Annotated in this window: 13 protein-coding genes; 7 read left to right on the forward strand and 6 right to left on the reverse strand. The window is 70.6% G+C overall.

What is annotated here, in order from left to right:
• Nucleotides 1–56: 56 nt before the first annotated feature.
• Entirely contained in the window at nucleotides 57–1,970 is a 1,914-nt protein-coding gene (locus HHL10_RS10315; RefSeq protein WP_169160289.1) for a propionate--CoA ligase, read from the reverse strand.
• 85 nt (nucleotides 1,971–2,055) lie between these two features.
• Complete coding sequence (locus HHL10_RS10320) at nucleotides 2,056–3,036, reverse strand: MDR family oxidoreductase (protein ID WP_169160290.1); 981 nt, start codon at nucleotides 3,034–3,036, stop codon at nucleotides 2,056–2,058.
• A gap of 173 nt (nucleotides 3,037–3,209) precedes the next feature.
• On the opposite strand from HHL10_RS10320, the gene HHL10_RS10325 reads away from it, so the two are divergent.
• From HHL10_RS10325 to moeA, 5 genes are all read left to right on the forward strand, one after another.
• A complete protein-coding gene (locus HHL10_RS10325; protein WP_235971342.1) occupies nucleotides 3,210–3,815 on the forward strand; it encodes a C40 family peptidase in 606 nt (201 codons plus the stop codon).
• A gap of 88 nt (nucleotides 3,816–3,903) precedes the next feature.
• Nucleotides 3,904–5,028, forward strand: a complete 1,125-nt coding sequence (gene moaA / locus HHL10_RS10330) for a GTP 3',8-cyclase MoaA (RefSeq protein ID WP_169160291.1) — start codon at nucleotides 3,904–3,906, stop codon at nucleotides 5,026–5,028.
• 4 nt (nucleotides 5,029–5,032) lie between these two features.
• The gene (locus tag HHL10_RS10335; RefSeq protein ID WP_169160292.1) at nucleotides 5,033–5,338 is read left to right on the forward strand and encodes a hypothetical protein; all 306 of its coding nucleotides are present in this window, start codon (nucleotides 5,033–5,035) and stop codon (nucleotides 5,336–5,338) included.
• Nucleotides 5,335–5,928: a molybdenum cofactor guanylyltransferase MobA gene (mobA, locus tag HHL10_RS10340; RefSeq protein ID WP_169160293.1), complete on the forward strand. Its 594-nt coding sequence runs from the start codon at nucleotides 5,335–5,337 to the stop codon at nucleotides 5,926–5,928. The genes HHL10_RS10335 and mobA overlap by 4 nt, the downstream gene beginning before the upstream one ends.
• A gap of 137 nt (nucleotides 5,929–6,065) precedes the next feature.
• Nucleotides 6,066–7,349 (forward strand): molybdopterin molybdotransferase MoeA, encoded by a 1,284-nt coding sequence (moeA, locus tag HHL10_RS10345; RefSeq protein WP_169160294.1) that lies wholly within the window; start codon nucleotides 6,066–6,068, stop codon nucleotides 7,347–7,349.
• A 446-nt stretch (nucleotides 7,350–7,795) separates the two neighbouring features.
• Here moeA and rnhA read toward each other — a convergent pair whose 3' ends face one another.
• Together rnhA and HHL10_RS10355 are read right to left on the reverse strand one after the other, a co-directional pair.
• A complete protein-coding gene (gene rnhA / locus HHL10_RS10350) occupies nucleotides 7,796–8,278 on the reverse strand; it encodes a ribonuclease HI (protein WP_310734577.1) in 483 nt (160 codons plus the stop codon).
• A gap of 1 nt (nucleotide 8,279) precedes the next feature.
• Entirely contained in the window at nucleotides 8,280–9,101 is an 822-nt protein-coding gene (locus HHL10_RS10355) for a class I SAM-dependent methyltransferase (RefSeq protein WP_169160295.1), read from the reverse strand.
• A gap of 60 nt (nucleotides 9,102–9,161) precedes the next feature.
• On the opposite strand from HHL10_RS10355, the gene gloB reads away from it, so the two are divergent.
• Together gloB and HHL10_RS10365 are read left to right on the forward strand one after the other, a co-directional pair.
• Nucleotides 9,162–9,935: a hydroxyacylglutathione hydrolase gene (gloB, locus tag HHL10_RS10360; RefSeq protein ID WP_169160296.1), complete on the forward strand. Its 774-nt coding sequence runs from the start codon at nucleotides 9,162–9,164 to the stop codon at nucleotides 9,933–9,935.
• Nucleotides 9,932–11,653, forward strand: coding sequence for a transglycosylase SLT domain-containing protein (locus HHL10_RS10365; RefSeq protein WP_235971290.1), 1,722 nt, complete (start codon nucleotides 9,932–9,934; stop codon nucleotides 11,651–11,653). Before gloB ends, HHL10_RS10365 begins: the two co-directional genes overlap by 4 nt.
• A 141-nt stretch (nucleotides 11,654–11,794) precedes the next feature.
• On the opposite strand, the gene HHL10_RS10370 is transcribed toward HHL10_RS10365, so the two are convergent.
• Nucleotides 11,795–17,509, reverse strand: coding sequence for an SdrD B-like domain-containing protein (locus HHL10_RS10370; protein WP_169160297.1), 5,715 nt, complete (start codon nucleotides 17,507–17,509; stop codon nucleotides 11,795–11,797).
• A 175-nt stretch (nucleotides 17,510–17,684) separates the two neighbouring features.
• Nucleotides 17,685–17,927, reverse strand: coding sequence for a PEP-CTERM sorting domain-containing protein (locus HHL10_RS10375; protein WP_169160298.1), 243 nt, complete (start codon nucleotides 17,925–17,927; stop codon nucleotides 17,685–17,687).
• Nucleotides 17,928–18,089 lie beyond the last annotated feature (162 nt).

Here is an 18,089-nt window from a genome sequence, read left to right on the forward strand (position 1 = left end):
ACTGACGAAAAAAGGGCCGCTTTCGCGGCCCTTTCCCCTCCTCGCAACGTCCTTGATTACTTCACCGTCACCAGGTCGCTGATCTGCTTGAGCGCGGCCGGGTCTTCCATGGTGGTCAGGTCGCCCGGGTCGCGCTGCTCGCACACGGCCTGGATGGCGCGGCGCAGCAGCTTGCCCGAGCGCGTCTTGGGCAGCACCGAGACGAAGCGCACGCGCGCCGGACGGGCCACGGCGCCGAGCTGGGCGTCCACCGTCTTCATGATCTCGCCCTCGATCTGCGCCAGGCGCGCCTCGTCGCCCAGCGCCGAGGCGTCGCGCAGCACCGCGAAGGCCATGGCGACCTGGCCCTTGAGCTGGTCAGCCACGCCCACCACCGCCACCTCGGCCACGGCCGCGTGGCTGCAGATGCTCTCCTCGATCTCGCGCGTGCCCAGGCGGTGGCCGGCGACGTTGATCACGTCATCGGTGCGGCCCAGGATGAAGTAGTAGCCGTCCTTGTCGCGGATGCCCCAGTCGAAGGTGCTGTACAGCCAGCGCTCGGGTTGGCCGTCCAGCGCCGGCACCTTCTGCCAGTAAGTCTTGACGAAGCGGTCGTCGTCGCCCCACACCGTCTGCAGGCAGCCCGGGGGCAGCGGGCCCTGCACCACCACCACGCCCTTCTGGTCGGGCCCATCGAGCTCCTCGCCGGTCTGCTGGTCGATGAGCTTGACGTCGTAGCCGTAGGTCGGCACGCCGGGGCTGCCGAACTTGCTGGGCTGCTTCTCCACGCCGTTGGCGATCGACAGGATCGGCCAGCCGGTCTCGGTCTGCCAGTAGTTGTCGATGATCGGGCAGCCCAGGCCGTCGCTGATCCAGCGCGCGGTGGGCTCGTCCAGCGGCTCGCCGGCCAGGAACAGCGCCTTCAGCGAGGACAGGTCGTACTTCTTGAGCAGCGCCGGGTCGTGCTTCTTGAGCACGCGGATGGCCGTGGGGGCGCTGAACATCACCGTGGCCTTGTACTTCTCGACCAGGCTCCACCAGATGCCGGCGTCGGGCACCGTGGGCAGGCCCTCGTACAGCACGGTGGCCATGCCGCCGATCAGCGGGCCGTACACGATGTAGCTGTGGCCCACCACCCAGCCGATGTCGCTGGTGCACAGGAAGGTCTCGCCCGGGTCGCCCTGGAAGATGTGCTTCAGGCTCGCGGCCAGCGCCACGGTGTAGCCGCCGGTGTCGCGCTGCACGCCCTTGGGCTTGCCGGTGGTGCCGCTGGTGTAGAGCGTGTAGCTCGGGTGCGTGGCATCGACCCAGGTGACGGGCACCTCGGCGTCGATGAACTGCTCGCGCAGCGACGCGTAGTCCACGTCACGGCCCTCGGTGCGCTCCATCGGCGCCAGGCCACGGTCCACCAGCAGCACCTTGGCCGGCTTGTGGCTGGCCAGGCGCAGCGCCTCGTCCAGCAGCGGCTTGTACGGGATGACCTTGCCGCCGCGCGAGCCGGCGTCGGCGCTGACCACCACCACCGGCGCGGCATCGTCGATGCGGCTGGCCAGGCTGTGGCTGGCGAAGCCGCCGAACACCACCGAGTGGATCGCGCCCAGCCGCACGCAGGCCAGCATCGCGAACACCGCCTCCGGGATCATCGGCATGTACAGCAGCACGCGGTCGCCCTTCTTGACGCCCTGCGCCTGCAGCACCGCCGCCATGCGCTGCACCTCGGCATGCAGCTCGCGGAAGCTGTAGGCACGCTCCTGGTCCACCTCGGTGGAGACCCAGATCAGCGCGTTCTGGTCGGCGCGGTCCTTGAGGTGGCGGTCCACCGCGTTGTGGCACAGGTTCGTCTCGCCGCCCGGGAACCAGCGCACGAAGGGCGCGCGGCTGTAGTCGCAAACCTGCTCGAAGGGCTTGTGCCATTCGATCAACTGCGCCTGCTCGGCCCAGAAGTCCTCGCGCTGCTCGACCGAGCGCTTGTGAAAGTCCGCGTAGCTCATAGTGGGGCTCCTGCTTGGATGCGAAATAATGAATTCAAAATTTGGTATGACGACAGTGTCCGGGCACCGCGTCCTGCTTAGGGGGTCAGGCGTCGATGCGCACCACGATGCGGCCGCGCACCCTGCCCTCCATCAGGGCCCGGGCGCCCTCCTGCGCCTGAGCCAGGGAAATTTCCTGCGTGAGCCGGTCCAGCAGCGTGGTGTCCAGGGCCTCGAAGATGCGCTGCCAGGCCGCCTCGCGCAGCGGGCGCGCCGGCCAGACGCTGTTGATGCCGGCCAGCGTCACGTTGCGCAGGATGAAGGGCATCACGGTGCCGGGCAGGTCGCCGCCCTGGGCCAGGCCACAGGCTGCCACGACGCCGTCGCGCTTCGTCTGCGCCAGCGCATTGACCAGCGTGTGGCTGCCCAGCGCGTCCACCACGCCGTCCCAGCGCTCCTTCTGCAGCGGCCGGCCCGGCGCGGCCAGCGTGGCGCGGTCCAGGATGTCAGCGGCCCCCAGCTCGCGCAGGTAGTCGGCTTCGGCCGGCTTGCCGGTGAGCGCCGTCACGCGGTGCCCGGCGCGCGCCAGCAGCGCCACGGCGATGCTGCCCACGCCGCCGGTGGCGCCGGTCACCAGCACCTCGCCGCCCGGCGGCAGGCCGTACCGCTCCAGCGCCAGCACCGCCAGCGCGGCGGTGAAGCCGGCCGTGCCCACGGCCATGGCATGGCGGGCGCTGAAGCCATCGGGCAGCTTGACCATACCGTCCGGCGGCAGCACCGCCTGCTGCGCCAGGCAGCCCCAGCGCAGCTCGCCCACATCGGCGCCGGTGCTGACCACGCGGTCGCCGGGTTTCCAGTCCGGATGGCGGCTGATCAGCACCGTGCCGGCGCCGTCGATGCCCGGGACCATCGGGAAGCTGCGCACCACGGGCGCGCGGTCGGTGATGGCCAAGCCGTCCTTGAAGTTCAGCGTCGAGTACTCGATGCGCACCAGCACCTCGCCCTCGCCCGGCTCCAGCGGCGGCAACTCGCGCAGTGCCGCGCTGAAACCGCCAGCGTCTTTGTGCAGGTACAGGGCTTGGAACATCGGGCTTGTCTCCTTGCTGCGCGAGCGGCCGGCGGGGCGGCGCCTGCTTTTTGAGGGGTGAATTGCATGCCGATGCCCTGACGGCATGCTGACGCCCTACCACGTGGTGGAACACGCCAAGTTTTACCGAAAAGTCCATCCCCCTGACCGTGGTATTCTCCGCGCCCGTGAAGCTGCCCCTGCCCTCCCTCCTGCTCTCGTGTGCCCTGCTCGCCGCCGGCGGAGTGCGGGCTGCGCCCCCGGCCCACAACCCGGAGGCGCCCGCGTCCGACGGCGTGACGCAGCTGCTGTTCGAGCGCGGGCTGCTGCCGTCGAGCGCGATGCCGCTGGTGCAGAACATGCGGGACCGCGCCTCGGACCTGGTGCTGTCGGCCATGGACTTCCTGGGCGTGCCCTACCGGCGCGGCGGCAACTCGGCCGAGACCGGCTTCGACTGCAGCGGCTTCACGCGCCACGTGTTCGAGCGCACGCTGGGCCTGGTGCTGCCGCGCCGTGCCGACGAGCAGGCCAAGGCCGACGGCCTGGAGAACGTCGCCCGCGACGAGCTCAAGCCCGGCGACCTGGTGTTCTTCAACACGCTGCGCCGCACCTTCTCGCACGTGGGCATCTACGTGGGCGACGGCAAGTTCATCCACGCCCCGCGCACCGGCCAGGTGGTGCGCATGGAGGACATGCGCGAGGCCTACTGGGCGCGCCGCTTCACCGGCGCGCGCCGCGTGCCCGGCGCCGACGGCGCGCAGATGCTGCGCGGCGTGAGCGTCCAGCAGCCCAGCCCCTGAGACACATCCCGGGTGCCGCCCCGGCGCCCGAGGCCTGAAAGCCAACCTGATTCAAGGCCAGCCTTTGGGTGAGGGGCACAATCGCGGGATGGCCGAACGAGCGATTCCCATAGCCGACCTGCGCTACGCCGCGGCGACGCCGCGCATTCCCGAGCAGCTCACGCCGCCCAGCGGCCTGCTCTCCGACCGCCTCGGCCGCCCGCTGCACGACCTGCGCATCTCGGTCACCGACCGCTGCAACTTCCGCTGCAGCTACTGCATGCCCAAGGAGATCTTCACCAACGACTACGGCTTCCTGCCGCAGTCGTCGCTGTTGAGCTTCGAGGAGATCACGCGGCTGGCGCGCCTGTTCGTCGCCCACGGCGTGCACAAGCTCCGGCTCACCGGCGGCGAGCCGCTGCTGCGCAAGAACGTCGAGACGCTGATCGCCATGCTGTCCGAGCTGCGCACCCCGGACGGCCAGCCGCTGGACCTGACCCTCACGACCAACGCCACGCTGCTGGCGCGCAAGGCCCAGGCGCTGAAGGATGCGGGTCTCAAGCGCGTGACGGTGAGCCTGGACGCGCTGGACGACGCCGTGTTCCGGCGCATGAACGACGTGGACTTCCCGGTGGCCGAGGTGCTGGCCGGCATCGAGGAGGCGCGCCGCGTCGGCCTGGGCCCCATCAAGGTCAACATGGTGGTCAAGCGCGGCACCAACGACCACGAGATCGTGCCCATGGCGCGCTGGTTCCGGGAGCACTACGACGGCCAGGTGATCCTGCGCTTCATCGAGTTCATGGACGTGGGCGCCTCCAACGGCTGGCGCATGGACGACGTGCTGCCCTCGGCGCAGGTGCGCGAGCGCATCCATGAGGTGTTCCCGCTGGAGCCGCTGGAACCGAACGCCACCGGCGAGACCGCCGAGCGCTGGCGCTACCGCGACGGTGCCGGCGAGGTCGGGCTGATCTCCAGCGTGACGCAGGCCTTCTGCGGCGACTGCAACCGCGCGCGGCTGTCCACCGAGGGGCGGCTGTACCTGTGCCTGTTCGCCTCGCAGGGGCAGGACCTGCGCGCGCTGCTGCGCGGCGGCGCCAGCGATGAGCAGATCGCCGCCGCCATCGGCCTGATCTGGCAGGAGCGCGGGGACCGCTACTCCGAGCTGCGCGGCGCGATGCAGGCCGACACCGGGACGGGCCAGCGCCGCGTCGAGATGCACTACATCGGAGGTTGAGGCCATGGCTTTCCTGCCCATGACGGGCTCCTGCAAGCGCCTGCTGCTCGGCACGGCCGCGGCCACGCTGGGGCTGCCGCTGCTGCTGGGCGAGTTCGCCAAGCACTTCATGCAGCCGGGCCTGTCGGACGACCCGGTGCGCCAGCAGCTGCTGGTGGACTACATCGTCATCGGCGCGCTGGTGTTCGGGCTGACCATGATCTTGACCGTGGCCATCGGCTGCTGGGTGCGCCGCGTCATGCAGGGGCCGGCGCGCAGCGCCGACCCTTATCCGCTACCCCACGAAGACCCGCGCGCCCGCTCCCAATGATCGACACCCAAGACATCACCGGCCTGATCCTGGCCGGCGGACGCGGCAGCCGCATGGGCGGCGTGGACAAGGGCCTGCAGAACCTGCACGGCATGCCGATGGCGCTGCACGCGCTGCTGCGGCTGCAGCCGCAGGTGGGCGCGCTGCTGGTCAACGCCAACCGCAACCTCGCCGCCTATGAATCCTTCGGCGTGCCGGTGTGGCCGGACGCCCTGCCCGACTTCCCCGGGCCGCTGGCCGGCTTCCTGGCCGGGCTGGAGCACTGCGAGACGCCCTGGCTCGTGACCGTGCCCTGCGACACGCCCCGCTTCCCCGAGGACCTGGTGCGCCGCCTGGCCGACGCCGCCGAGGCCGAGGGCGCGGACATCGCCATGCCCATCACCGAGGAGGACGGCCGCCCGCAGGTGCAGCCCGTGTTCTGCCTGATGAAGGCGTCGCTGCTGGAGAGCCTGGTGCGCTTCACCGGCGAGGGCGGCCGCAAGATCGACCGCTGGACCGGCCAGCACCGCCGCGTGGAAGTGCCCTTCGACGACGCCGCGGCCTTCTTCAACGCCAACACGCTGGCCGATCTGCGCCAGCTCGACGTTTGATCTGACCGATCTGGCTGCGCATTTCCGTTCGTCCTGAGGTATCGAAGGATGAACGGCCCCCGCCGGGGTGTAGCCATCACAGCCTGACGGATTCGCCCTTCGATACCTCAGGGCGAACGGACCAAGCCCCAGAGCCCATGAACAACAACTCCCTCGCCGACATCGCCTCCTGCCTCAGCGGCTACGACCCCAACGCCCTGCCCGTGGCGCAGGCCCAGGCCTTCATCAGCCAGATGGTGCCGCGCGTGCAGGTGGTGGAAAGCCTGGCGATCCGCAGCGCGCTGGGCCGGGTGCTGGCGCGTGACGTCATCTCTCCCATCGACGTGCCGGCGCACGACAACTCGGCCATGGACGGCTTTGCCCTGCGCAGCGCCGACATGGCGGCCGAGGGTGACACCTTGCTCGCCATCGCCGGCACCGGCCTGGCCGGGGCGCAGTTCGAGGGCGAGGTGCCGGCCGGGCACTGCGTGCGGATCATGACCGGCGCTGTCATGCCGGCCGGGCTGGACACCGTGGTGCCGCAGGAATTCACCAAGCTCGTCGATGGCAAGGTGCTGCTGCCCGCCGGCGTGGTGCGTGCCGGCGACAACCGCCGCCTGGCGGGCGAAGACCTCAAGCGCGGCGCCCCGGCGCTGCGCGCCGGCCGCGTGCTGCACCCGGCCGACCTGGGCCTGCTGGCCTCGCTGGGCCAGGCCGAGGTGCCGGTGCGGCGGCGCCTGCGCGTGGCCTTCTTCTCCACCGGCGACGAGCTGCGCTCCATCGGCGAGCCGCTGGACGCCGGCTGCGTGTACGACAGCAACCGCTACACGATCTGGGGCATGTTGCAGCGCCTGGGCGTGGAGGCGATCGACATGGGCGTGGTGCGCGACGACCGTGCCGCCCTGGAAGCTGCCTTCCGCGAGGCCGCGGCCTGCGCCGATGCCGTGATCACCTCGGGCGGCGTGAGCGTGGGCGAGGCCGACCACACCAAGCAGGTGATGGCCGGGCTGGGCGAGGTGCTGTTCTGGAAGATCGCGATGCGCCCGGGCCGGCCCATGGCCATCGGCCGCATCGGCGAGCCGGGGCACCAGGCGGTGCTGTTCGGGCTGCCGGGCAACCCGGTGGCGGTGATGGTGACCTTCTACGCCTTCGTGCGCGACGCGCTGCTGCGCATGGCGGGCGCGGAAGGCGCGCCGCTGCCGATGCTCCGCGCCGCCAGCGCCGGCCCAATCCGCAAGAAGGCCGGCCGCACCGAGTACCAGCGCGGCATCGTCGAGCGCGGCGCCGACGGCGCCTGGACGGTGCGCATCACCGGCAGCCAGGGTTCCGGCGTGCTGCGCAGCATGAGCGAGGCCAACGGGTTGATCGTGCTGGGGCACGAGCAGGGGAATGTGGCTGCCGGGGAGCTGGTGGACGTGCTGCCGTTTGAAGGATTGATTTGATACCGATTCCACTTTGGTCGTGAAATGACCCGTTCGTACTGAGGTATCGAAGTACGAATCCGAAAGGCTGCGATGGCGGCACCACGGCAGGGGCCGTTCATCCTTCGATACCTCAGGACGAACGGGATTACTTCACTTAGAAGCCAGAAGTGGAATGAGTCCTGCCCTGGGCTGACGCGGCTACAGCTGGCTCGTCCTGATCGCTGCTGAGTGCTGGAAAAAACCTCGCCACACCCTCGAAGGCGGATGTCCACGAGCCCCGGGCTGCATCCCGGCCAGCGTGGATGCCCGCCTGCGCGGGCATGACGACATTTCTTCTACGGGCTGCTGCGCAGTTCGCCTGCCATCCAGCTCCCGGACAGCTTGGGAACTGCCTGGATTCCCACCTGCGCGGGAATGAGGAAGTGGGAGGTGCGTCGCCTCGGTGGTGGGCGCCGCGTCCAACCTCAGCGCATCACTTCCGCCGTGCCGCGGTTGGCGAGCTGGTCCGCGCGCTCGTTGCCCGGGTCGCCTGAGTGGCCTTTCACCCAGTGCCAGCGCACGTCGTGGCGCTGCGCCAGCTCGTCCAGGCGCTGCCACAGCTCCACGTTCTTCACCGGCTTCTTGTCGGCCGTGGTCCAGCCGCGCTTCTTCCAGTTGTGAATCCAGGTGGTGATGCCGTTGCGCACGTACTCGCTGTCGGTGTGGATGTCCACGCGGCAGCGCTTCTTCAGCACCGACAGCGCCTCGATCACGGCGGTGAGCTCCATGCGGTTGTTGGTGGTCAGCCGCTCTCCGCCCCACAGCTCCTTCTCGTGCGCGCCGCTGCGCAGCCATGCGCCCCAGCCGCCGGGGCCCGGGTTGCCCTTGCAGGCGCCGTCGGTGTAGACGACCACGCCGGCCGGTGCCGCCGCGGCGGCCTGCTCGCGACCCGGGGCCGCCGTACTCACATCACTCAACTTCCAGTCCTTCCTTGTTTGCCACCACGGCGGGTGCCGTGCTGGCCTTGACTCTTTCTCTGCGCGCCAGCCCCACCAGGCGCATGCCGCGCACGCGCTTCACCGCCACCACCAGGTACACCGCGCCGAACACTGGCCACCAGCGGTCGCCGCGGTCCTCCATCCAGGCGAAGCGCTGCAGCCAGCGCCGGCGCCACAGCGGCGGCGCGAAGCAGCCGAAGCGCCCGGCCTCCACCTCGAAGCTCAGCAGCCGCAGCCAGTCGCGCAGCCGCCAGTAGCCGATGGGCTCGCCCGAGGGCGGCAGGAACAGCGGCGCGCGCGAGCCCAGCCGCCGGCGCCAGCGCCCCAGCCGCTGCCGCAGCGCCCACAGGCTCCACGGGTTGAAGCCCAGGATCACCACCCGCCCCTCCGGCACCAGCACGCGCTCGACCTCGCGCAGCGTGCGGTGCGGGTCGCTGGCCAGCTCCAGCGCGTGCGGCAGCACCACCAGGTCCAGGCTCGCGTTGGCGAAGGGCAGCGCGTCGGACTCGCAATGCAGCGTCACCACCGCGGCGCGGCGGCCGGCGCTATGCAGGTCCAGCGGCTCGTCGCTGGCGCACCAGCGGTGCGGCATGCGGTTCATGCGCAGCGCGTCGAGCTCCGGCAACCCCAATTGCAGGGCATGGAAACCGAACAGATCCGGCACCGCCAGGTCCATGCATTGCTGCTCCCAGGCCAGCAGATAGCGTCCCGGCGCCGTGTTCAGCCAGCGCCGCAAGGCTTCGTGCTGCGACTGCGCGCGGGACGCCAAGGGATTCAGCGGCTCGGCTTCCATCACGGACGCCGGTTCCCGCACAGGGTTTTCACGTGGAGAGCCTTCCTATAATCGCCCGCCATGCTGTTGCTCGCCCTGCCCGCCTTCACCGACAACTACATCTGGATGCTGCACGACGGCAGACAGGCGCTGGTGGTCGATCCGGGCGAGGCTGAGCCGGTGCAAGCGGCGCTGCAGTCCCAGGGGCTGCGGCTGGCGGGCATTCTAGTGACCCACCATCACGGCGATCACACCGGGGGCGTCGACGCCTTGCGCCCGCTGCTGGAAGGCCCCGTGTTCGGCCCGGCGCGCGAGCGCATCCCGCAGCCCTTCACGCCGCTGCGCGGTGGCGACACCGCCTCCCTCCTGAGCCTGGACTTCCAGGTCATCGACGTGCCCGGCCACACCGCCGGCCACATCGCCTACTACCTCCCTGGGGGCGCGCACGGCGCCCCCATCCTTTTCTGCGGAGACACGCTGTTCTCCGCAGGCTGCGGCCGGCTGTTCGAGGGCACGCCGGCGCAGATGCAGGCCTCGCTGGCGGCGCTGAGCGCGCTGCCCGACGACACCCGCGTGTGCTGCGCGCACGAGTACACGCTGTCCAACCTGCGCTTCGCCGCCGCCGTGGAGCCCGACAATTCCACCATTGCGCAGCACCGCGCCTGGTGCGAAAACCAACGGGCACATGGAGGCACCACCCTGCCCTCCAGCCTCGCGCTGGAGCGACAGATCAATCCCTTCCTGCGCCTGTCGCAGCCGGACGTCGTCCGCGCCGCGCAGCAGCGCCGGCCGGGAACGCATGGCGACGTCGAGGTGCTGGCGACGCTGCGTGAATGGAAGAACGGATTCCAATGAAGAACATCCCGCCTCTGCTGCCGCCTTTCTGGCGCACCCTGCTGTCCCTGGCCGCCGCGGCGGCGTTGAGCGCCTGCGCCACGGCGCCCATGCCCGGCGGCCCGGTGACGCCGGAGGACGTCGCCGCCGCGCCGCCGCTCCAGCCCAAAGCGGCCTCCGACATCGTCGTCACGCCGGCCAAGCCCGTGGCGCCGACGTCGGTGGCTGCGCCGGTGGACCCGCTGCGCCCCGAGGAGGCGGTGAACCTGGACGCCAGCAGCGCCCGCGTGGACCTGTGGGCGCGCGTGCGCACCGGCTTCAGCGTGCCGGACCTGGACAACGACTACGTGCGCCGCGCCGAGCAGTGGTACTCGCAGCGGCCCGACTACGTGCAGCGCATGACCGAGCGCGGCGGGCGCTACCTCTACCACATCGTCGAGGAGGTGCAGCGCCGCGGCCTGCCCACCGAGCTGGCGCTGCTGCCCTTCATCGAGAGCGCCTTCAATCCGCAGGCGCTGTCCTCGGCCAAGGCCTCGGGCATGTGGCAGTTCATGCCCGCCACCGGCCGCGACTTCGAGCTGCGCCAGAACATGTTCCGCGACGACCGCCGCGACGTGCTGGCCTCGACCCGCGCCGCGCTGGACTACCTGACGCGGCTGTACGGCATGTTCGGCGACTGGCACCTGGCGCTGGCGGCCTACAACTGGGGCGAGGGCAACGTGCAGCGCGCCATCGCGCGCAACGAGCGCGCCGGGCAGCCCACGGACTACGAGAGCCTGCGCATGCCCGAGGAGACGCGCTACTACGTGCCCAAGCTGCAGGCGGTCAAGAACATCGTGCTGCGCCCGGACGCCTTCGCGCTGACGCTGCCGGCGCTGGAGAACCACCCCTACTTCCTGGGCGTGCCCATCGAGCGCGACATCGACGTGGCGGTCGCGGCACGGCTGGCGGGGCTGTCGCTGGAGGAGTTCAAGGCGCTCAACCCGCAGATGAACCAGCCCGTGATCCTGGCCGCGGGCACGCCGCAGGTGCTGCTGCCCTACGACAACGCCAGCATCTTCGTGAACAACCTGACGCGCTACCGCGGGCAGCTCGCGAGCTGGACCGCCTGGGTGGTGCCGCGCACCATGCGCCCGGCCGACGTGGCCCGGGAGCTCGACGTCGACGAGGACACGCTGCGCGAGGCCAACCGCATCCCGATGCGCATGCTGGTCAAGGCCGGCTCCACGCTGATCGTGCCGCGCGCCGCGGATGCCGCCAGCAACGTGGCCGGGCACATCGCCGACAACGCCTCCATCGCGCTGGCGCCGGACGTGCCGCCGCTGCAGCGCGTGGTGCTCAAGGCCGGGCGCAAGGGCGAAACGGTCGCCTCCGTGGCGCGCCGCACCCGCACCACCACCGCCCAGCTCGCGGCCTGGAACAAGGTGGCGGCCCGCGGCCGCTTCGCCCCGGGCGCCAGCGTGGTGCTGTACCTGCCGGCCAAGGCCGCACAGGTGGCGATGGCCTCGGCCGCGCCCGAGCCGGCACAGGCCCAGGCCGCCAAGGCCAGCGCCAGCGCGCGCGGCAAGGCCAGCCGCAGCGTCGCCCGCCCGGCCACCCAGCAGCGCCGCGCCGTGGCTGCCGCACGGCCGGCCGCCACCCAGCGCACCGCCGCGGCCCGTCCGGCCGCAACGCGTGCCGTGGCCAGCCGCAACGGCAGCATGAGGGTGGCCGAGGCCCGCGACAGCATCCGCCGCTGAGCGGCGGGCGCCGCAGGCGCCGCCTCTTCCGCCGGCCCGGGCCGGACAGCACAAAGCCGCCACAGGAAGCTTCCTGTGGCGGCTTTTTCATGGCGCCCGTCCCGGGCATGGGCCGGTGCGGCCCATGCCCGAGCCCCTTCATTACCAGGCCAGCGTGTGCGTGGTCGCGTCGCTCGACAGCGTGCCGAGCAGGGCGAGCGACGTCTCGACCGGCGCCGTGCCATGGACATGGGCCGCGTCGTCGTCGCGCAGCACCGCGCCCGAGGCCGGATTGCGGGCCGAGGCGCTGCCGGTGCTGACGAGCTCGATACCGGCCTGCACCGTCTCGCGGGCGGTGTAGACCCAGGTTTCGCCCACGTCGAGGCGGCCGTCGCCGTCGGCGTCGCCGCCGATGAGCGTGGGAGCCGCCAGGCGGTCGTCGCTCACGACGACGCGGTCCAGCGCCACGCTGCCGGTGTTGCGCAGCAGGTACGTGTAGACCGCCTGGCCGCCGGCCGGAACGGCCAGGGCGGCGTCGGCGGTGTCGGCATCGACATCGGCGCTCACCACCAGCGTCGAGCCGGCCAGCGTGTCCAGGTCGGCGCCGAGCTCGTTCTGCGCCGTGAACAGGTTCCTGGCGGACTCGTAGTCGCCGCCGGCGAAGGCCTCCTGCACCATGCTCACGACCTGCTCGCGGGTGTAGAGGTAGCTGATGTAGGGATCGGAGGCATTGAGCAGCGCCGCGGCCGCCTGGCGCAGCAGCGCCTGGACCTCGCCACCCTCGCCGGAGAGCGCCTGCAGCAGCGTCGGGGCGGCGTCGGGCACGTCCACGCCGAAGAGCTGTTCGAAGCTCGCGTCGGGTGATAGCCCGGTTTCGGACCAGCCCACGCCGCTGCCGCTGTGGTCCACCCAGAAGCCCGATGCCAGGCCCTCGGTGCCCCGGTCGTCGGTGGCGATGCGGTACTCGGCATGCACCAGCTTTTCCAGGTCGAGGCTGGCACTGCCACTGCTCTTCTCCACGCCGCCGCTCACGCCGGCGGTGTAGTGGGTCAGGTCCGTGTCGCTGGCGGTGCGGCCGGAGACGGCGTCGCGGCCCGTGGCGGTGCCGGCACCGACGGTGGTGCCGCCGGTCTGCACCGCCTCGCGGGCGGTGTAGGTCCAGGTCTCGCCCACATCGAGCCAGCCGTCACGGTCGGTGTCGCCGCCGACGAACTGCAGGCCCGAGGTGTGGCTGTCCGTGACGCTGACGCCGCTGAGCGCCACCGTGCCGGTGTTGCGCACCACGTAGGTGAAGACCGCCTCGCCGCCCATGGGAATGGTCGGGCCGCTGGCGGCGGTGTCGGCGTCCATGTCGAGCGTGACCACCTTGACGGTGCTGCCGCCCTCCAGCGTGCCGCGGTCCGCACCCAGTTCGTTGCGGGCGGCGAACAGGTCTTTCACCGTCTCGTAGTCGCCCGTGGCGAAGGCCTGCCGCACCATGGAGATGATCTGCTCGCGGCTGTAGTAGTAGTCCACGTACGGATCGGCGGCGTTGAGCAGCGCCGCGGCCGAGTGGCGCAGCAGCGCGTTGACGCCGCCACCGTTGGCGCCGAGCGCCTGCAGCAGCGTGGGCGCGCTGCCGCGCACGTCCACGCCGAACAGCGCCTCGTAGCTGGCCTGGGGCGAGAGCCCGGTATCGGGCCAGCCGGCCAGCGGCGCGCCGCCGGCGCCGGTGTGGTTCTTCCAGAAGCCGGGCGTAAGGCCCTCGTCGCCGGCGCCGGGCGTGCGCAGCACGTACTCGCCATGCACGACCTTCTCGACGTCGATCCCGACCCGGGCATTGAGGCCCAGGTTGAAGCTGCGGTCAGCCTCGCCAGACTCCAGCACGGTCGGCGCACCGGCACTGCCGTTGCCCGCGTTGAGGGGCAGCGTGGTGCTGGTGTAGCCCAGGGGCAGCGTGGCGGGGTCGAAGCGCACGCCGTAGCTGCCCGGGGTGAGGCTGGAGAACAGGTAGTTGCCGTTGGCATCGGTGAGCTGGCTGCCCAGCACCGCACCCGTGCCGCTCACCAGCGTCACGCGCACGCCGGCCAGGCCGGCTTCGCCCGTGTCCTGCACGCCGTCACCGTCGAGGTCGAGCCAGACGCGCTGGCCCAGGCTGGCGCTCTGGTAGACGCCGGCATCCAGCGACAGGTCGGCCTGGCCCGAGGCCAGGGTCACGATCTGCGTGCGGCCGGTGGCCATGGCGGCGTCCGAGTCGGTGGCATCGCCGCCGCGATCCTGGGCGGTGAAGACGTAGCCCGCGGGCTTGCCGAACACCACCTGGTACTGCACGCCGGGCGTCAGGCCGGTGAAGCGGTAGTTGCCGTCGGCATCGGTGGTGACGCTGGCGGTGGTGTCGTCGGCGGTGCCGAGGACGCCATCGGCGCCACCGCCGATGAGCGTGACGGTCTGGCCGGCGAGACCCTGCTCGCCCGCGTCCTGCTGGCCGTTGGCGTTGGCATCGATCCAGAGGCGGTCACCCAGGCTGGCCGTGCGGTAGAAGCCGGCGTCCACCGTCGTGGCGGCATCGCCCGAGGCCAGGGTGTAGCGGCCGGTGAGGCCGGATGCGTCGGCGTCGCTGTCGCCGGCGCCCTCGCCCACGTGCCGGCGCGTGACCACGAAGCCCGTGGGCGTGGCGAACTGCAGGTCGTACTGCCCGGGCTGCAGGCCCGTGAAGGCATAGCGGCCCTCGGCGTCGGTCGTGGTGCTGGCCACCACGGCGCCATCGGTGTCACGCAATTGCACCGTGACGCCGCCGATGCCGGCCTCGCCGGCGTCCTGGCGGCCATTGCCGTTGGCGTCCTCCCACACCCGGTCGCCAATGGACGCGGGCAGGTACACCCCGGCATCGACGCTGCTGTTGTTCTCGCCCGAAGTGAGCGTGATGACGGCGCTGCGGCCGGCGGCGTCGGCGTCCGAGTCGCTCAGGTCGTCGCCGCTGTCGCGGCCGGTGAACACGCTGCCCTCGGGCTTGCCGAAAACGACCTGGTACTGCACGCCGGGCGTCAGGCCGCTGAAGCGGTAGTTGCCGTCGGCATCCGTGGTCACGCTGGCGGTGGTGTCGTCGGCGGTGCCAATCACGCCATCGGTGCCGCCGCCGATGAGCGTCACCGTCTGCCCGGCGAGGCCTTGCTCGCCCGCGTCCTGGCGGCCGCTGCCGTCGGCATCGAGCCACACGCGGTCACCCAGGCTGGCGCTGCGGAAGAAGCCCGCGTCCACGGTCGTGACCACGGCGCCGGAGGACAGGGTGTAGCGGCCGGTGAGGCCAGTTGCGTCGGCGTCGCTGTCGCCGGCGCCCTCGCCCACGTGCCGGCGCGTGACCACAAAGCCCGTGGGCGTGGTGAACTGCAGGTCGTAACTGCTCGGGCGCAGCCCCGTGAAGGCATAGCGGCCCTCGGCGTCGGTCGTGGTGCTGGCCACCACGGCGCCCATGGCATCGCGCAGCTGCACCGTCACGCCGGCGATGCCGGCCTCGCCGGCGTCCTGGCGGCCGTTGCCGTTGACGTCTTCCCACACCCGGTCGCCGATGGACGCGGGCAGGTACACCCCGGCATCGACGCTGGTGTTGTTCTCGCCCGAAGTGAGCGTGATGACGGCGCTGCGGCCGGCGGCGTCGGCATCCGAGTCGCCCAGGTCGTCGCCGCTGTCGCGGCCGGTGAACACGGCACCCTCGGGCTTGCCGAACACCACCTGGACCTGCGTGCCGGGCCGCAGGCCCGTGAAGCTGTAGCGGCCATCGGCATCGGTGACCACCGTCGTCGTGGTGTCGTCGTTACCGGTACCGATGACGCCATCGGCGCCACCGCCGATGAGCGTGACGGTCTGGCCGGCGAGGCCCTGCTCGCCCGCGTCCTGGCGGCCGCTGCCGTCGGCATCGAGCCACACGCGGTCACCCAGGCTGGCGCTGCGGAAGAAGCCCGCATTCGCGTCCGTGACCCTTTCACCCGAGGCCAGCAGGTAGCCGCTGCTCATGCCGTCACCGGCGACCGGCCCTCCGCTGTCCGTGGCCTGGCGCGTGTCGATGTAGCCCGTCGGCGCGATGAAGCGCACGTCGTACAGGCCCGGCTTGAGGTTGGCGAAGTTGTAGTTGCCATCGGCATCGGTCGTGGTCGTCGCCACGACCACGCCATTGGCGTTGAGCAGCTGCACCGTGGCACCGGCGATGCCGGCCTCGCCGGCATCCTGCCGGCCGTTGCCGTTGGCATCCTCCCAGACGCGGTTGCCGATGGACACCGGCACGTAGACGCCCGCGTCGATGCTGGTGTTGTCCTGGCCCGAGGTCAGCGTGACGACGGGGCTGCGGCCGGTGCTGCCCACGTCCGAGTCGATCACGTCGCTGCCGCTGTCGCGACTGGTGAACACCGTGCCCGCAGGTTGGCCGAACACCACCTGGTACTGCACGCCGGGCGCCAGGCCCGTGAAATGGTAGTAGCCGTTGGCGTCGGTGGTCATCGCCGCCGTGGTGTCGTCGGCGGTGCCCACGACACGGTCGATGCCACCGCCGATGAGCGTGATGGTCTGGCCGGCAATGCCCTGCTCGCCCGTGTCCTGAAGACCGTTGCCGTTGGCATCCAGCCACAGCCGGTTGCCCAGGCCGGCGGTGCGGAAGAAGCCCGCGTCCACGCTCGTGACGGTGGCGCCGGAGGTCAGGGTGTAGCGGCCGGTGAGGCCGGTGGTGCCGAGGTCGCTGTCGGTGGCGTCGTCGCCCACGTCCTGGCGCGTGACGGTGAAGCCCGTCGGGGTGACGACCTGCACGTCATAGGTACCTGGGCGCAGGCCCGAGAAGCTGTAGGCGCCCAGGGTATCGGTGGTGGTGGTCGCCACCACGGTGCCGGCGGCGTCGCGCAGGTGGACCGTGACGCCGGCGATGCCGGCCTCGCCGGCGTCCTGCCGGCCGTTGCCGTTGGCATCGAGCCAGACCCGGTCGCCCAGCGACGCATGGCGGAAGAAGCCGGCGTCGATGCCGGCGTTGTACTCGCCCGGCTTGAGCACGATGACGCTGGACAACAAGCCGTCGCTGTTGCTGTCGGAGCTGGCGCTGCCGTCGACTTGGCGCGGGCTGTTGCCGTCGAAGCCGGCGGGACGCGTGAAACGCACCTGGTACTCCAGCGCCGGCGTCAGGCCCTTGAAGCTGTAATAGCCGCTGAGGTCGGTGACGGTGGTGGCCAGGATCTCGTTGCCGGAGAACTGGCCGTCACCGTTCATGTCGCGCACCAGCTCCACCGTGGCCCCGGCGATGCCCTGCTCGCCCGCGTCCTGCACGCCGTCGACGTTGAGGTCATCCCAGACGAAGTTGCCGATCTTGGCGGCCCGGCTCTCGATGATCAGCGGCTGGTAGTGCGTGAGGCCGGTCGACGAGGTAGGGTCCAGCACGATGCCGATGACCTCGCCGGCGTCGGGCACGTAGCCATCATTGGCCAATGCCAGGGCCACCAGTGCGTCGATGTCGGGCACGTTCTGCTCACCCAGGTAGGAGGCGATGGTGTACTTGAAGCCCAGGAGCTGCCAGATCGCGCTCTGCACCTCGCCGAAGGAAATGCCCGGGTTGGCGCCGTTGTAGTAGTTCAGCAGCCAGTTGACGTTGTCGAGATTGGCCAGGTTCACGCCCGTACGCAGCGTGGGCACGTTGGCGGTGAGGGTGGTGAGCTCGTAGGCCGAGTAGACCCAGGCCTTGTAGGTGCCCGGCAGCTGGATCTGCACGTTCATGTTGATGCACCACACGTCGTAGACCGTGCCGCCGGCCGGAGCACCCGGGTTCAGCACTGCGTTCGACGAAGTCACCCGCGCATCGCCGAAGCTGGACTCCAGCAGGGAGCCCGGATAGCTGAGGGAGACGGTGATGTTGGGTGCCAGTGCCATGGAAAACCTTTAGCGAGCGAAGTCCGACCGGCCATGCGGCGGCCCGAGTCGCCAGCCAGCGCAGGCACTCGGGCAATGGGCCCTGAAGGACCGGATGTGAACGGAAGAAGTGAGGGCCGGGCACGAAGCCCGGGAGCGCCTTGCCTCAGCAGCGGGCGCGGGAGGCCGGCGAGGCTTACTTCTTCTTGAAGAAGCGCGCCACGACGGCAGCGCCGGCGATGCCGACGATCACCAGCGGCAGCGAGCCGGGCTCGGGCACCGCGCAGGCCGGCAGCCCGGGCATGCCGCAGAAATTGGCCTGGGCCGCGTCAAGGGTTGCCAGGGCACCGCCAACAATGCCGGCCACGGAAAGAAGTTTTTTGATTTTGCTCATGGATTTTTTTAAGAAGAAATGGTTTAGCTTGTTCAGCAAAGTCAAGCTTTTTTACTCATTGCTGCAAAAGCCACACAATCTTAACGGTTAACCAATTTTTTTCCGCGAATTGCGAGTCAATACGGACAAATGCTGAGGAAGTCCATCACGGACTTGCCGAGGAGACCGCAAGATTTCGGACATGGCCTTGGCCGTCGCTCCACGCCG

This window comes from Azohydromonas caseinilytica (assembly GCF_012927045.1).
GTDB lineage: Bacteria > Pseudomonadota > Gammaproteobacteria > Burkholderiales > Burkholderiaceae_C > Azohydromonas > Azohydromonas caseinilytica.

What these genes read in the sequence shown, in the direction of transcription:
- HHL10_RS10315 (WP_169160289.1), bottom strand. Translation starts at nt 1,970, where the DNA reads ATGAGCTACGCGGACTTTCACAAGCGCTCGGTCGAGCAGCGCGAGGAC.
- HHL10_RS10320 (WP_169160290.1), bottom strand. Translation starts at nt 3,036, where the DNA reads ATGTTCCAAGCCCTGTACCTGCACAAAGACGCTGGCGGTTTCAGCGCG.
- moaA (WP_169160291.1), top strand. Translation starts at nt 3,904, where the DNA reads ATGGCCGAACGAGCGATTCCCATAGCCGACCTGCGCTACGCCGCGGCG.
- HHL10_RS10335 (WP_169160292.1), top strand. Translation starts at nt 5,033, where the DNA reads ATGGCTTTCCTGCCCATGACGGGCTCCTGCAAGCGCCTGCTGCTCGGC.
- mobA (WP_169160293.1), top strand. Translation starts at nt 5,335, where the DNA reads ATGATCGACACCCAAGACATCACCGGCCTGATCCTGGCCGGCGGACGC.
- moeA (WP_169160294.1), top strand. Translation starts at nt 6,066, where the DNA reads ATGAACAACAACTCCCTCGCCGACATCGCCTCCTGCCTCAGCGGCTAC.
- HHL10_RS10355 (WP_169160295.1), bottom strand. Translation starts at nt 9,101, where the DNA reads ATGGAAGCCGAGCCGCTGAATCCCTTGGCGTCCCGCGCGCAGTCGCAG.
- gloB (WP_169160296.1), top strand. Translation starts at nt 9,162, where the DNA reads ATGCTGTTGCTCGCCCTGCCCGCCTTCACCGACAACTACATCTGGATG.
- HHL10_RS10365 (WP_235971290.1), top strand. Translation starts at nt 9,932, where the DNA reads ATGAAGAACATCCCGCCTCTGCTGCCGCCTTTCTGGCGCACCCTGCTG.
- HHL10_RS10370 (WP_169160297.1), bottom strand. Translation starts at nt 17,509, where the DNA reads ATGGCACTGGCACCCAACATCACCGTCTCCCTCAGCTATCCGGGCTCC.